The sequence below is a fragment of the Streptomyces sp. NPDC001393 genome (assembly GCF_053597455.1).
The window spans coordinates 73,354-87,903 of the sequence record NZ_JBSFIH010000001.1; the positions used below are offsets into that span (position 1 = coordinate 73,354).

General features: G+C 71.9%; 10 protein-coding genes. 9 read left to right on the forward strand and 1 reads right to left on the reverse strand.

The window, feature by feature from the left end; all coding sequences use genetic code 11:
* Positions 1–158 precede the first annotated feature (158 nt).
* From leuS to holA, 8 genes are all read left to right on the forward strand, one after another.
* Positions 159–3,044, forward strand: a complete 2,886-nt coding sequence (gene leuS / locus ACWC2T_RS00325) for a leucine--tRNA ligase (RefSeq protein ID WP_450668217.1) — start codon at positions 159–161, stop codon at positions 3,042–3,044.
* 137 nt (positions 3,045–3,181) lie between these two features.
* On the forward strand, positions 3,182–3,925 hold the full coding sequence (locus ACWC2T_RS00330) for a hypothetical protein (protein WP_450668218.1): 744 nt from the start codon (positions 3,182–3,184) through the stop codon (positions 3,923–3,925).
* A 72-nt stretch (positions 3,926–3,997) separates the two neighbouring features.
* Complete coding sequence (locus tag ACWC2T_RS00335) at positions 3,998–4,843, forward strand: DegV family protein (protein WP_450668219.1); 846 nt, start codon at positions 3,998–4,000, stop codon at positions 4,841–4,843.
* Between the two features lie 102 nt (positions 4,844–4,945).
* Positions 4,946–6,169, forward strand: coding sequence for a helix-hairpin-helix domain-containing protein (locus tag ACWC2T_RS00340; RefSeq protein ID WP_450668220.1), 1,224 nt, complete (start codon positions 4,946–4,948; stop codon positions 6,167–6,169).
* Positions 6,166–8,934: a ComEC/Rec2 family competence protein gene (locus ACWC2T_RS00345; RefSeq protein ID WP_450668221.1), complete on the forward strand. Its 2,769-nt coding sequence runs from the start codon at positions 6,166–6,168 to the stop codon at positions 8,932–8,934. The genes ACWC2T_RS00340 and ACWC2T_RS00345 overlap by 4 nt, the downstream gene beginning before the upstream one ends.
* 28 nt (positions 8,935–8,962) lie before the next feature.
* Positions 8,963–9,799: an arylamine N-acetyltransferase family protein gene (locus ACWC2T_RS00350; RefSeq protein WP_450668222.1), complete on the forward strand. Its 837-nt coding sequence runs from the start codon at positions 8,963–8,965 to the stop codon at positions 9,797–9,799.
* Positions 9,800–9,849: 50 nt separating this feature from the next.
* Positions 9,850–10,095, forward strand: a complete 246-nt coding sequence (locus ACWC2T_RS00355) for a hypothetical protein (RefSeq protein WP_450668223.1) — start codon at positions 9,850–9,852, stop codon at positions 10,093–10,095.
* A 417-nt stretch (positions 10,096–10,512) separates the two neighbouring features.
* Positions 10,513–11,502 carry a DNA polymerase III subunit delta gene (gene holA, locus ACWC2T_RS00360; RefSeq protein ID WP_450668224.1) on the forward strand — a complete coding sequence of 330 codons (990 nt, stop codon included), beginning with the start codon at positions 10,513–10,515 and terminating at the stop codon, positions 11,500–11,502.
* A 420-nt stretch (positions 11,503–11,922) separates the two neighbouring features.
* Here the strand turns inward: holA and rpsT are convergent, their stop codons facing one another.
* Positions 11,923–12,189 carry a 30S ribosomal protein S20 gene (gene rpsT / locus ACWC2T_RS00365; protein ID WP_061922887.1) on the reverse strand — a complete coding sequence of 89 codons (267 nt, stop codon included), beginning with the start codon at positions 12,187–12,189 and terminating at the stop codon, positions 11,923–11,925.
* Positions 12,190–12,423: 234 nt separating this feature from the next.
* On the opposite strand from rpsT, the gene lepA reads away from it, so the two are divergent.
* Positions 12,424–14,298, forward strand: coding sequence for a translation elongation factor 4 (lepA, locus tag ACWC2T_RS00370; RefSeq protein ID WP_450668225.1), 1,875 nt, complete (start codon positions 12,424–12,426; stop codon positions 14,296–14,298).
* The last annotated feature ends 252 nt before the right edge of the window (positions 14,299–14,550 follow it).

Consider the following 14,550-nt stretch of genomic DNA (forward strand, 5'->3'; position numbering starts at 1 on the left):
GTACGCCTTCTGCTTAGCGGGCCGCGCTGATCAGTACCGACCCCGGGTCGAACCGTGAGGTCGGCATCGGCGCGGCGTCCCCTCCTGTGCGAGGGGTTTTTTCGTTTCTCGGAATGTCGCAGCCGCAGGCAGAGACGATCGATGGAGCTTTGAGGATCATGAGCGAGACGAACCCCGCTGCCGCCGCCGCCACGTCGGCGGAGGCCGCCGCGCCGCACCGCTACACGGCCGCCATGGCAGCCGAGATCGAGGCACGCTGGCAGGACTTCTGGGACGCCGACGGCACCTACGCGGCGCCGAACCCCAAGGGCGACCTGGCGGGCGACGCCGGGCTGGTCGCCAAGCCCAAGAAGTTCATCATGGACATGTTCCCGTACCCCTCGGGTGCGGGCCTGCACGTCGGCCACCCGCTGGGCTACATCGCCACCGACGTCTTCGCCCGGTTCCAGCGCATGACCGGCCACAACGTCCTGCACACCCTGGGCTTCGACGCCTTCGGCCTGCCCGCCGAGCAGTACGCCGTGCAGACCGGCACGCACCCGCGCGTGTCCACCGAGGCCAACATCGAGAACATGAAGGCCCAGCTGCGCCGGCTGGGCCTGGGCCACGACAAGCGCCGGTCCTTCGCCACGATCGACCCGGACTACTACAAGTGGACCCAGTGGATCTTCCTGCAGATCTTCAACTCCTGGTACGACGACGCGGCGAAGAAGGCCCGCCCGATCTCCGAGCTGATCGCACAGTTCGAGTCCGGTGAGCGCGCTGTTCCGGGCACCACGCGCGCGTGGAGCGAGCTGAACGCCACCGAGCGCGCCGACGTCCTGGGCGAGTACCGCCTGGCCTACGCCTCCGACGCGCCGGTCAACTGGTGCCCCGGCCTGGGCACCGTGCTGGCCAACGAGGAGGTCACCGCCGACGGCCGCTCCGAGCGCGGCAACTACCCGGTCTTCAAGGCCAAGCTGCGCCAGTGGAACATGCGCATCACCGCCTACGCCGACCGGCTGCTGGAGGACCTGGAGGAGCTGGACTGGCCCGAGGCCATCAAGCTGCAGCAGCGCAACTGGATCGGCCGCAGCGAGGGCGCCCGCGTCGACTTCCCGATCGACGGCGAGCACATCACGATCTTCACCACCCGCCAGGACACCCTGTTCGGCGCGACCTACATGGTGCTGGCGCCCGAACACCCGCTGGTCGAGAAGTTCACCCCCGAGGCCTGGCCCGAGGGCACGCACGAGGTCTGGACCGGCGGTCACGCCACGCCCGCCGAGGCCGTCGCCGCCTACCGCGCGCAGGCCGCCTCGAAGTCCGACGTCGAGAGGCAGGCAGAGGCCAAGGACAAGACCGGCGTCTTCACCGGTGCGTTCGCGACCAACCCGGTCAACGGCGAGCAGATCCCGGTCTTCATCGCCGACTACGTCCTGATGGGCTACGGCACCGGCGCGATCATGGCCGTCCCGGCGCACGACACCCGCGACTTCGCCTTCGCGCGCGCCTTCGAGCTGCCGATCCGCTGCGTGGTCGAACCGACCGACGGCCGCGGCACCGACACCGCGGCCTGGGACGACGCGTTCGTGTCGTACGACGCGAAGCTGGTCAACTCCGCGAGCGACGGGGTCTCGCTGGACGGCCTGGGCGTCACCGAGGCCAAGGCCCGCATCACCGAGTGGCTGCAGGGCAAGGGCATCGGCGAGGGCACCGTCAACTTCCGGCTGCGCGACTGGCTGTTCAGCCGTCAGCGCTACTGGGGCGAGCCCTTCCCCATCGTCTACGACGAGGACGGCATCGCCCACCCGCTGCCCGAGTCGATGCTGCCGCTGGAGCTGCCCGAGGTCGAGGACTACAGCCCGCGCACCTTCGACCCGGACGACGCCAACACCCAGCCCGAGACCCCGCTGTCGCGCAACGAGGAGTGGGTCAACGTCACCCTGGACCTGGGCGACGGGCCGAAGAAGTACCGCCGCGAGACCAACACCATGCCCAACTGGGCGGGATCCTGCTGGTACGAGTTCCGCTACCTGGACCCGCACAACGAGCGGCAGCTGGTCGACCCCGACATCGAGCAGTACTGGATGGGCCCGCGCGAGGGCCGGCCGCACGGCGGTGTCGACCTGTACGTCGGCGGCGCCGAGCACGCCGTGCTGCACCTGCTGTACGCGCGCTTCTGGTCCAAGGTCCTGTACGACCTGGGCCACGTGTCGTCGGCCGAGCCGTTCCACAAGCTGTTCAACCAGGGCATGATCCAGGCCTACGTCTACCGCGACAGCCGTGGCATCGCGGTGCCGGCCGCCGAGGTCGAGGAGCGCGACGGCGCGTACTACTACCAGGGCGAGAAGGTCTCCCGCCTGCTGGGCAAGATGGGCAAGTCGCTGAAGAACGCGGTGACCCCGGACGAGATCTGCGCCGAGTACGGCGCCGACACCCTGCGCCTGTACGAGATGGCCATGGGTCCGCTGGACGTCTCCCGGCCGTGGGACACGCGCGCGGTGGTCGGCCAGTTCCGGCTGCTGCAGCGGCTGTGGCGCAACATCGTCGACGAGGCGACCGGTGAGGTCACCGTCACCGACGCCGAGCCCGACGAGGAGACCCTGCGCGCCCTGCACAAGGCGATCGACGGCGTCCGCCAGGACCTGGAGGGCCTGCGCTTCAACACCGCCATCGCCAAGGTCACCGAGCTGAACAACCACCTGACCAAGGCCGGCACGGCGGTGCCGCGCTCGGTGGCCGAGCCGCTGGTGCTGATGGTCGCCCCGCTGGCCCCGCACATCGCCGAGGAGCTGTGGCGCAAGCTGGGCCGCACCGACTCGGTCGTCCACCAGGACTTCCCGGTCGCCGACCCGGACTACGTCGTGGACGAGACCGTGACCTGCGTCGTGCAGATCAAGGGCAAGGTCAAGGCCCGCCTGGAGGTGCCGCCGGCCATCTCCGAGGAGGAGCTGGAGAAGGTGGCGCTGGCCGACGAGAAGGTCGTCGCGGCGCTGGACGGCGCGGGCATCCGCAAGGTGATCGTCCGGGCGCCGAAGCTGGTGAACATCGTTCCCGCGTAGGAAACGGGGGCCGTTCGCCGTCTCGGGGTAGTCCCCTACGGGCAGGTTCGGGGTTTCTCTGGAACTCCGGGCCTGCCCGCTGCGTTTACCGTGGAGAGCACAGCGGCGTGTGCCGTGCCGGCCCGAGGAGGAGCGTCGTGGAAGCAGTGATCGCCGTGTTCGCCCTGCTCTTCCTGCTCTTCGTCGGCCTGGGCGCGTACGCCACGGTCAAGGCGGTCGGCGCCGCCAAGCGCGGAGTGGACCGGACGATCGAGCAGGCCCGCCGCACCGTCGAGGACCACACGCTGCGCGCCAAGTCGTTCGTCCAGATCGGCCCCGCCGCCGAGATCGCGCAGCTCCGGCTCACACTGCGCACCTCCCTGCGCGCCACCCAGGACGCGCTGCGCGCGGGCGCGAGCGAGGACGAGTCGCTGAAGGAGTCCCTCGGCCTCTTCGAACGGCTCAGCGCGCACGGGCACGAGCTGGACGCCGACCTACGGCGGCTGGAGTCGGAGCCCGACCGGGCCGAACTCGGCGCCCGGCTGCCCGAACTGCGCAGCCGCACCGAGCGCATCACCAAGTCCGCGGACTCACTGCGCTGGGCGGTCCGCGACCGGGCGCGCCGCTTCATCGACGACGATCTGGGCGCGCTCAGCGACCAGATAGACATCGAGGCCGACGCCCTGCGCCACTGGACCCCGGCCGGTTCCGCGCAGCCGCAGGCGCAGGAGCAGCAGACCGACGTGTCCGCCGCGTCCACCCCCGACGGCCCGGCGGCCCAGCACGCCCGCTCGCGGGCGTCCCGCCCCGCCGCGGAGCAGGCGCGCCAGGCGATCACCCCGCCGTCGCCGCGTCTCGCCCACCCGTGGCAGAAGAAGCCGCGCCCAGAGAGCACCACCTGACCTGGCCGCTCCGGTCCCGCACCATGGGGGCCGGGCTGCCGCACCAGCACTACGGCAGGTAACCTCCAGCTCATGTCCCGCCATGTCGCGATCGTCACCGATTCAACGGCCTACCTGCCGCCGCGGACGATGGAGCGTCACGGCATCACCACAGTGCCCCTGACCGTGGTTCTCGGCGACCAGGCGCTCGAAGAGGGCACCGAGATCTCCACCCGCTCCCTGGCCCAGGCGCTGCAGAAGCGGCGTCCCGTCACCACCTCGCGGCCGAGCCCCGAGGTGTTCGCGGAAACCTACCGCAGGGTCGCCGAGTCCGGCGCGAGCGGCATCGTCTCCCTGCATCTGTCCGCCGAACTGTCCGGCACCTATGACGCGGCGGTCCTCGCGGCCCGCGAGGCGCCGGTGCCGGTGCGGGTGGTGGACACGGGGATGGTCGCGATGGCCCTCGGCTTCTGCGCGCTCGCCGCGGCCGAGGCCGCCGAAGCCGGCGGCACCGTGGACGAGGCCGTCACGGCCGCCGAGAAGCGAGCCGCGGGCACGTCCGCCTACTTCTACGTCGACACCCTCGACTATCTGCGCCGGGGCGGTCGCATCGGAGCCGCACAGGCCCTGCTCGGTTCCGCACTCGCCGTCAAACCCCTGCTCCAGCTGGACGGTGGCCGCATCGAACTGCTCGAGAAGGTCCGCACGGCGTCCAAGGCCATCGCCCGTCTGGAGGAGATCGCCGCCGAGCGGGCGGGCGGCGCCGAGGTGGACATCGCCGTCCACCACCTCGCCGCGCCCGACCGCGCCGCCGCGCTCGCCGACCGGCTGCGGGAACGGGTGCCGGGCCTGGCCGACCTCCATGTCAGCGAGGTCGGGGCGGTGATCGGGGCACACACCGGTCCCGGGCTGCTCGGAGCGGTGATCTCCCCCCGCTGAGCCCACACGCGTACGGGTGACGGAGTTATCCACAACAGTGCCGTCATCCACGGGAATTGACCAAGATCATCGCGAAGCGGCGGGATGTCCCATCCTCGTCGCATGGCACTTCGATCACGTTCACGCACAGCCACTCCGACCAGCGGACCCGGCCGTGGACCCACCTCCGACGGCCGCATCCGTCACCGCCGTGGCATCGACCGCGGCCGTGCCCGCCACCGCCCGCCGGCACCGGCCGAGGACCTGCGCCGCCGAGCGGAACTCCTCTTCGGTGAACGAGCCGTGCGACGGCGGGAGTCGGGAAACGGACCGCCGGACGCAGAGGGGCCCGCCGGGAGGACGGCGACCGAGGCGGCCACCGGGGCGGCCGCGGCATCGGTCACGGCATCGGTCACGGGCCGGGCGTCCGGGCTGAGCCCTGCCAGGGTCCCGGCGGCGACGGTCGCGCCTGCTCCGACCGAGCCACCGCACGCCGTGCCGCCGTACGGGCCGACGCCGACGCTGATGCCGACCCCGGCTCAGGCACCGAGCACGACTGACGAGCCCGAACCAGCGGGCGCTGCAGGCCCCGTGGAGCTGCCCGGCGCCGACCGGCTCGGCTGGCGGGAGCGGGTCGGGCCGGCGTTGCGGGAGCGGATGCCGGTGTGGCTGCAGGCGCGGTGCGGGGTGGAGCGGCGGGGAGTGGTGGCGCTCGCCGTGGTGCTCGTGGCCGCCGCGGTGTTCGCCGTGCAGCACTTCTGGGCCGGGCGGACCCAGTCCGTGAGCGCCCCCCAAGTGGTGCGCGCCGAGGCGCCCTACACCAAGGCGGACACGCCGTATGCCAAGAAGGGGGACGACACCAAGCCCGGAGCGGGCGCGAGCGCCTCCGCCACGCCGAGCGGACAGATCGTCGTGGACGTCAGCGGTAAGGTCCGCAATCCCGGGATCCAGCGGTTGCCGGCCGGTTCCCGGGTGGCCGACGCGCTGCGGGCGGCCGGCGGTGTCCGTCCGGGCGTGAACATCGAAGGCCTCAACCGGGCCCGCTTCCTGGTCGACGGCGAACAGGTCGTCGTCGGCGCACCCGCCGGGGCCGCACCTCTTCCCGGCCTCTCGGCCGGGCCCGCCGCCCCCGGAGCGGCCGGCCCGGGCCCCGCGACGCCCGTCTCCCTCAACACGGCCACAGTGGACCAGCTCGACGCGCTGCCGGGAGTCGGCCCGGTCCTCGCCCAGCACATCATCGCCTACCGCACCCAGCACGGCGGTTTCCGCTCGGTGGACGAACTGCGCGAGGTCAACGGCATCGGCGACCGCCGCTTCGGCGATCTGCGGAATCTGGTACGGCCATGACCCGAGCGATCGATGACGGGCCGCCGGAACGCGGGAGGATCGGCCTGCTCGGGCAGGCCCGGCGAGAAGGCGGGCGGTCGGGAGACCGGGGGTCCCTCGGCTCCGTGGACCGCGGCACCGGGGAGGACGACACCGCCGCTCGCGGCGACCGGACGGGGCCCATGGACCTGCGCCTGGTGCCGCCCGCACTCGCGGCCTGGGTCACGGCCGCCCTGACACTGGACACGCCGATGGGCTGGACGGCCGGTATCGCGGTCGTCTGTCTGGTGGCCGGGGTCGTGCTGCTGGCAGCGCGGAGGCCCCCACGGTCCGCACAGTCCGCACCGGCCGGGCGGGTCACGCAGAGAGCACCGGCCGGAGCGCGGCTCGGGCGGTTCGCGTGGGCCCGGTCTTCGATCGCCGCCGTGCTGCTGTGCGCTTCCGCAGCGGCCGCCTCGGCCGGACTGCACGGGGCGGACCTGCGGCGCGGGCCGGTGCCCGAGCTGGCCCGGCGGTACGCGACCATGACCGCCGAGGTCGAACTCAGCGGCGACCCCTGGCTGAGTCGGCCACGGGTGCGCGGCGATCACGCCGCGCCGACCGGGGTGCTGGTCCGGGCCGAGGTGCGGCAGGTCGAACGGAGCGACGGGACGCGCGTGCGGACGCGGACTCCGGTGCTGCTGGTCGTCGACGCGGACGTTCCGGCCCCGGAAGGGACGACCGCCAGAAACGGCGGCTCTCCGGCAGAGGGATCCGCGGCGCGCCCCGGGGCCCCGGGCGCGCGGAGCAAGCAGGGCGCGCGCGATGCCTGGCTCGGGTTGTTGCCGTCCACGCGGCTGCGGGTCGGCGGGCGGCTGGCGCCCGCGGCGGCGGGTGGGGAACCGACCGCGGCGGTGCTGCGGGTGCGCGGCCGGCCGGGTCCGCGGATCGTGGCGGACCCCAGTGGGCCGCAACGGCTCGCGGGACGGCTCAGGGCCGGACTGCGCAAGGCGACCGACGGCCTGCCGGGGGACGCCCGGGCGCTCCTTCCCGGACTGGTCGTCGGGGACACCTCACGGATCACACCCGAACTCGACCAGGCGTTCAAGGAGACGGACCTGGCGCACACGCTCGCCGTGTCCGGCAGCAACCTCACCATCCTGCTCGCGCTCCTCATCGGGCCGCCGGGCCTGGCACAGCTGGCCGAGCGCCGTGGCCTGGCCCCGCGCCTGGGGCTGTCGCTGCGGACGACCGCACTGCTCGCCGGAGCGCTCACGGTGGGATTCGTGGTCGTGTGCCGGCCCGACCCCAGTGTGTTGCGGGCCGCCGCCTGTGGCGCGGTCGCGCTGCTCGCCCTGGCCACCGGGCGGCGCAGATCCCTGATCCCGGCACTGGCCACGGCCGGCCTGCTGCTGGTGCTCTACGACCCGTGGCTGGCCCGCAGTTACGGCTTCCTGCTCTCCGTGCTGGCCACCGGCGCCCTGCTCGTTGTGGCACCGGGCTGGAGCGAGGCGCTGAGGCGGCGCCGGGTACCGCCGAGGCTCGCGGAGGCACTGGCGGCGGCCGCCGCGGCACAGGCGGTGTGCGCCCCGGTCACGGCGGTGCTGTCGGCCCGGGTGAGCCTGGTCGCGGTGCCGTGCAATCTGCTGGCCGAGGTGGCGGTGGCACCGGCCACGGTGCTGGGATTCGCGGCGCTCGTGGCGGCGCCGGTGGCGATGGCACCCGCCAAGGCCCTGGCGTGGTGCGCGAGTTGGCCCGCCGGGTGGATCGCCGGTGTGGCCCGGACAGGGGCGGCGCTGCCCGGCGCGGGAGTGGACTGGCCGGGCAGCTGGCCCGGGGCGCTGCTGCTCGCGGCGGTCACCGTGGCCGTCGTGCTGGGCGGGCGGCGGCTCACGCGGCATCCCTGGTGGTGCGCGCTGCTCGGGGTGCTGCTCCTGCTGGCGGTGGTGCGGCCGGCACCGCTCACCCGGGTGATCACGGGCTGGCCACCGCCGGGCTGGCGGTTCGCGATGTGCGATGTCGGGCAGGGCGACGCGACGGTACTGGCGGCGGGCGAGGGAGCCGGGGTGGTCGTGGACGCCGGCCCCGATCCGGTGCTGGTCGACCACTGTCTGCGGCAGTTGGGCATCACGCGCATTCCGCTTCTCGTCCTGACCCACTTCCATGCCGACCATGTGGCGGGCCTGCCCGGGGTCCTGCGGGGCCGTTCGGTGGCCGCGATCGAGACCACGGGTTTCGAGGAGCCCACCGACGAGGCCGAGTTCGTCGGACGGGAGGCGGCGGCACGGCACATCCCGGTCACGCATGCCGTAGCGGGAGAGGAACGGCGTGCCGGAGCGTTGTCCTGGCGGGTCCTGTGGCCCCCGCCGAGCACCCGGCCGCCCGGGGACACGCAGACCCCGGCCTGGCCGGGCCCGGTACCCGAGCCGGACGGTCCGAACGACGCCAGCGTCGCGATGCTGGTGCGCTCGGGCGGGCTGCGGATGCTGTTGCTGGGCGACCTCGAACCACCGGCCCAGCAGGCGTTGGTGCGGTCACCGGCGGCGGCCGAGCTGGCCGGCGTGGACGTGATGAAGGTGGCCCATCATGGCTCTTCCCACCAGGACCCGGAGCTGATGCGGCTCGCGGCTCCCCGGGTGGCACTCATCTCGTGCGGCGCCGACAACCCCTACGGCCACCCGGCACCGGCGACCGTGGCAGCGCTGCGGGAGATCGGGGCGCTGGTACTGCGCACCGACCGGGACGGGGAGCTCGCGGTCGGCGGGACGGGCGGGACGGGAGGGGAACTGCGGGTGGCGAGAGACTGAGGAACAGGAGTTCGCGCAGACTGAGTCCATGAACTCAAGCCGGGTCGAGGCCTATCTCCGTCGGATCGGGGCCGAGCGCCCGCAGGAGCCCACCGGCCGGGCACTGCGCGAGCTGCAGCTGCGCCATCTGCGGACCGTCCCCTTCGAGAATCTGTCGATCCACCTCGGCGAGGCGATCGTGCTGGAGGAGGAGAAGCTGCTGGACAAGGTGGTCGGACGCGGACGGGGCGGTTTCTGCTACGAACTCAACGGAGCGTTCGGCGCGTTGCTCGCCGCGCTCGGCTACGAGGTCGAGCTGCTGGCGGCGCGCGTGTACGGCGATGAGGGGCGGCTCGGCATCCCGTACGACCATCTCGCCCTGCGGGTGCGGACGGTGGAGGCGGACACCTGGCTCGCGGACGTCGGGTTCGGGGCGCACAGCCACTATCCGCTGCGATACGAGGAGCGCGGGGAGCAGGTCGACCCCGCCGGGGTGTTCAGGGTGGTCGAGGCCGGGCCGGACGCGGCCGGGGTGCGCGGCGGCGGCTCGGCCGGTTCCGGGGACCTGGACGTCCTACGGGACGGCAGGCCGCAGTACCGGCTCGAGACGCGGCCCCGGGTGCTCGGGGACTTCGCGGCCGGGGCCTGGTGGCACAGCACCTCGCCGCTGTCGCACTTCACCCGGTCACTGGTCTGCTCACGAGTCACCGGGGACGGAGGGAGGACCACGCTCAGCGGCCGGGAGCTGAAGACGACGGCCGCCGACGGTACGCGCGGTGCGCGGGAGTTGGAGGCGGACGAGGAGGTGCTGAGGATGTACCGGGAGCGGTTCGGCATCGAGCTGGACCGCGTGCCGGCCGTGCGAGACCGGAACGGGACCTCCTGACCGGTCTGACCTGGCGGTTCGGTTCTCGTGCGGTGGCGGAGAATGGGCCCGTGAGCGATGTGAGACACGTGCTGGTGCTGCCCGACCGGGATGCCGCCGAGGAGGTGGCCGAGGCGCTCGGGGAGCGGTTCGGGCTGGACGAGGAGCCACGGCTCGTCCGGGACGCGCTGGCCGGCGAGGACGACGCCGAGGATGCGCAGTGGCTGGTGGTCCTGCGGGACGAGGCGGAGCGGCTGGACCCGGCGGAGCTGGACGAGTTCGCCGCGGGATGGGACGGCTGGCGCGAGGACCCGTGACCCCGGGCCGGACCTCGTCCGTGGTTCGGGCCGTGACCCCGGGCTGGGCCCCGTGCCGGGCCTCGGGCCGGATCCTGGGCCGTGACCACGAGGCGGATCCTGGGCGCGACGCCGAGCCGGCCCCCGGCCGTGACCTCGGGCCGTGACCCCAAGCTGGATCCCGAGCTGGATCCTGGGCGTGCCCGCGAGCTGCGCCCCGTGCCGGGCCTCGGGCCGGATCCCGGGCCGTGACCCCGAGCCGGTCCCTGGCGTGACCCCGAGCCGGACCCCGGCCGTGACCCCGGACGGTGATGACCCCGAGCCGACTCCCGGCCGTGCCCCCGAGCCCGCTCCCGGTCCGGTCTCAGGGGCGGCTCCGGGGCCGGTCAGGGTGCGGGGGTCGGTTCGTTGTCAGTGCCGCGTGGGATGCTGTGAGTGATGGCCAGGAAGACTGCGAATGACGACCCTCTCGCCCCGGTGACGCTCGCCGTGGGCCAGGAGGACCTCCTGCTCGACCGTGCCGTGCAGGAGGTGGTGGCCGCCGCCAGGGCCGCCGACGCCGACACGGACGTACGCGACCTCACCCCGGACCAGTTGCAGCCCGGCACCCTCGCCGAGCTCACCAGTCCTTCGCTCTTCGCCGAGCGGAAAGTCGTGGTCGTACGCAATGCGCAGGACCTGTCCGCCGACACGGTCAAGGACGTGAAGGCCTATCTCGGGGCGCCCGCCGAGGAGATCACGCTCGTGCTGCTGCACGTGGGCGGGGCCAAGGGCAAGGGGCTGCTCGACGCCGCGCGCAAGGCGGGGGCGCGGGAGGTGGCCTGTCCGAAGATGACCAAGCCGGCGGACCGGCTGGCCTTCGTTCGGGGGGAGTTCCGCTCCTTCGGGCGGTCGGCCACGCCCGAGGCGTGCCAGGCCCTCTGCGACGCCATCGGCAGCGATCTGCGGGAACTGGCCTCGGCGGTCTCCCAGCTGGTCGCCGACGTGGAGGGCACGATCGACGAGGCGGTGGTCGGGCGGTACTACACCGGCCGGGCCGAGGCCTCCAGCTTCACGGTCGCCGACCGGGCCGTGGAGGGGCGTACGGCGGAGGCGCTGGAGGCGCTCAGATGGTCGCTGGCGACCGGCGTGGCGCCGGTGATGATCACCAGTGCTCTGGCCCAGGGCGTGCGCGCGATCGGGAAGCTTTCCGCGGCGCGCGGAGGGCGGCCGGCGGACCTGGCGCGGGAGCTGGGGATGCCGCCGTGGAAGATCGACCGGGTGCGGCAGCAGATGAGGGGGTGGACGCCGGACGGGGTCGCGCTGGCGATGCGGGCCGTCGCCGAGGCCGACGCCGGAGTGAAGGGCGGGGGCGACGACCCCGAGTACGCCCTGGAGAAGGCGGTCGTGACGATCGCCCGGGCAGCGCGATCGAGAGGCCGGGCCTGATCCGCCGCCGACCCGGCCGGCCTCGACGCCGACCCAGGCAGGCTTCGGCACTGACCCGGCGCGGGAGGCGGCGATCGCCGTGGCTGGACGAACGCCGCATGCAACGGCGTCCCGGATCTCGTCCGCTCCCTCGTCTCCCTCGTCCGCAAGGGCGACAACGCATTCCCCCGGCGGACATCATGCCTGCCGAACTGCGTGACCCGGCTCCCGTGGTGACCGGCTGCGGTCGTCAAAGGGGCGCATGCCGAAGGCCCCACCACCCGCCCTGGGGAAGGGAGGGTGCCGGGGCCTTCGGATCAAGCTGGTGGACTCGCACCCGCGTGGCGAACGCAGGCCGCGTGCGAATCCGGGGGTGCCGGCCGGGAGCGGATGAGAGAGGGCCCGCTCTTGGTCCTTCCGGCGGTCAGATCAGAAAGGGGTTCAGCCCTTGAGGGTCGCGACCTTGGAAGCAAGCGCCGACTTCTTGTTGGCGGCCTGGTTCTTGTGGATGACGCCCTTCGAGACGGCCTTGTCGAGCGCACGCGCGGCAGCGCGCTGCAGCTCGGTGGCCTTCTCGACGTCACCCGCGGCAGCGGCCTCGCGGGCCTTGCGGATCGCGGTCTTCAGGGAGGACTTGACGGCCTTGTTGCGCAGCCGGGCCTTCTCGTTGGTCTTGATCCGCTTGATCTGGGACTTGATGTTCGCCACGAAGGAGCCTTTTCAGGTTCTGGTGCGGGGCCGCGCGGGTCCCGTACCGGTGATCCAAAATTTCTCTGACGCGCCTCGCGCTGAGAGGGCATGAGGCACAGCCATCTACAGTACCAGTGGCCCTGCGAGCGGCCCAAAACGGTGCCCGGTCCCTCCGCGTGGGACCATGGAGACTACGTATCGATCCGACCCGAGACCGTTACCCTGCGGATACCTCAAGAATCAGGACCCTGCGTGCCCGCGACCCCTAACCATGTGCCCGAGCCGAGCCGTACCGACCCGGCCCTGATCCGCAATTTCTGCATCATCGCGCACATCGACCACGGCAAGTCCACACTCGCCGACCGAATGCTTCAGCTGACCGGTGTGGTCGAGCAGCGGCAGATGCGTGCTCAGTACCTCGACCGGATGGACATCGAGCGCGAGCGCGGCATCACGATCAAGTCCCAGGCGGTGCGTCTGCCCTGGGCCCCCACCGAGGGCCCCGACCAGGGCACGACCCACATCCTCAACATGATCGACACCCCGGGGCACGTCGACTTCACCTACGAGGTCTCGCGGTCGCTCGCCGCCTGTGAGGGGACCATCCTCCTCGTCGACGCCGCCCAGGGCATCGAGGCGCAGACCCTCGCCAACCTCTACCTGGCGATGGAGAACGACCTCACGATCATCCCCGTGCTCAACAAGATCGACCTTCCCGCGGCCCAGCCCGAGAAGTTCGCCGAGGAGCTCGCCAACCTCGTCGGCTGCGACCCGGAGGACGTCCTCAAGGTCTCCGCGAAGACCGGTCTCGGCGTCGACGCGCTGCTGAACAAGGTCGTCAAGGAGATCCCGGCCCCGGTCGGGGTCGCCGACGCGCCCGCGCGTGCGATGATCTTCGACTCGGTCTACGACTCCTACCGCGGTGTCGTGACCTACGTCCGTGTCATCGACGGCCAGCTGAACAAGCGCGAGCGCATCAGGATGATGTCCACCGGCGCCACGCACGAGTTGCTGGAGATCGGCGTCAACTCGCCCGAGATGCTGCCGGCCGACGGTCTCGGCGTCGGTGAGGTGGGCTACCTGATCACCGGTGTGAAGGACGTCCGCCAGTCCAAGGTCGGTGACACCGTCACCAGCCAGAACAAGGGCGCCACCGAGGCCCTCGGCGGCTACAAGGACCCGAAGCCGATGGTCTTCTCGGGCCTGTACCCGCTCGACGGCTCCGACTACCCGGAGCTGCGCGAGGCCCTGGACAAGCTGCAGCTCAACGACGCCGCGCTGGTCTACGAGCCGGAGACCTCCGCCGCCCTCGGCTTCGGCTTCCGCGTCGGCTTCCTCGGCCTGCTGCACCTGGACGTGATCCGCGAGCGGCTGGAGCGCGAGTTCGGGCTCGACCTGATCGCCACCGCCCCCAACGTGGTCTACCGCGTGATCATGGAGGACGGCAGCGAGGCCACCGTCACCAACCCGAGCGAGTTCCCCGAGGGGAAGATCGCCGAGGTCTACGAGCCGGTCGTGCGGGCCACGATCCTCGCGCCCACCGAGTTCATCGGCGCGATCATGGAGCTGTGCCAGACCCGGCGCGGCACCCTGCTCGGCATGGACTACCTCTCCGAGGACCGCGTCGAGATCCGCTACACCCTTCCGCTCGCGGAGATCGTCTTCGACTTCTTCGACCAGCTGAAGTCCAAGACGCGCGGGTACGCCTCCCTGGACTACGAGCCCACGGGCGAGCAGTCCAGCTCCCTGGTCAAGGTCGACATCCTGCTGCACGGCGACAAGGTCGATGCCTTCTCGGCGATCACGCACAAGGACCAGGCGTACGCGTACGGCGTGCGGCTCGTCGCCAAGCTCAAGGAGCTGATCCCGCGGCAGAACTTCGAGGTGCCGGTGCAGGCCGCCATCGGCTCCCGGGTCATCGCCCGCGAGACCATCCGCGCCATCCGCAAGGACGTCCTCGCCAAGTGCTACGGCGGTGACATCTCCCGCAAGCGGAAGCTGCTGGAGAAGCAGAAGGAAGGCAAGAAGCGGATGAAGATGGTGGGTTCCGTGGAGGTTCCGCAGGAAGCCTTCATCGCCGTCCTGTCCAGTGATGACAGCGCGGGGTCGGCCAAGGGCAAGAAGTAACCAGGGGTAACAACGGGTTACGTCCATAAACGGGACACAAGGGGGCCCGTCGTGCGAAAGCGCGGCGGGCCCCTACGCGTGCGTAGCGTCGCTCTCCGTGGAAAGTGACAGGCCGAAGCCCCTTACGCAGCGGCCTGTCGCGGCTTACTCTGATCCCTGCTCGATAGTTACTCGCGAGTTAAACAACAGCGAAACAGCAGCACGAACCCCCACCGTGAGTTAACCCAGCCGCACCGAGTTCAGCCGCACCGT

Excerpts from the sequence above, each read along its gene's own strand:
- leuS (WP_450668217.1), top strand. The coding sequence starts at position 159 with ATGAGCGAGACGAACCCCGCTGCCGCCGCCGCCACGTCGGCGGAGGCC.
- ACWC2T_RS00340 (WP_450668220.1), top strand. The coding sequence starts at position 4,946 with ATGGCACTTCGATCACGTTCACGCACAGCCACTCCGACCAGCGGACCC.
- ACWC2T_RS00335 (WP_450668219.1), top strand. The coding sequence starts at position 3,998 with ATGTCCCGCCATGTCGCGATCGTCACCGATTCAACGGCCTACCTGCCG.
- ACWC2T_RS00350 (WP_450668222.1), top strand. The coding sequence starts at position 8,963 with ATGAACTCAAGCCGGGTCGAGGCCTATCTCCGTCGGATCGGGGCCGAG.
- holA (WP_450668224.1), top strand. The coding sequence starts at position 10,513 with ATGGCCAGGAAGACTGCGAATGACGACCCTCTCGCCCCGGTGACGCTC.
- ACWC2T_RS00345 (WP_450668221.1), top strand. The coding sequence starts at position 6,166 with ATGACCCGAGCGATCGATGACGGGCCGCCGGAACGCGGGAGGATCGGC.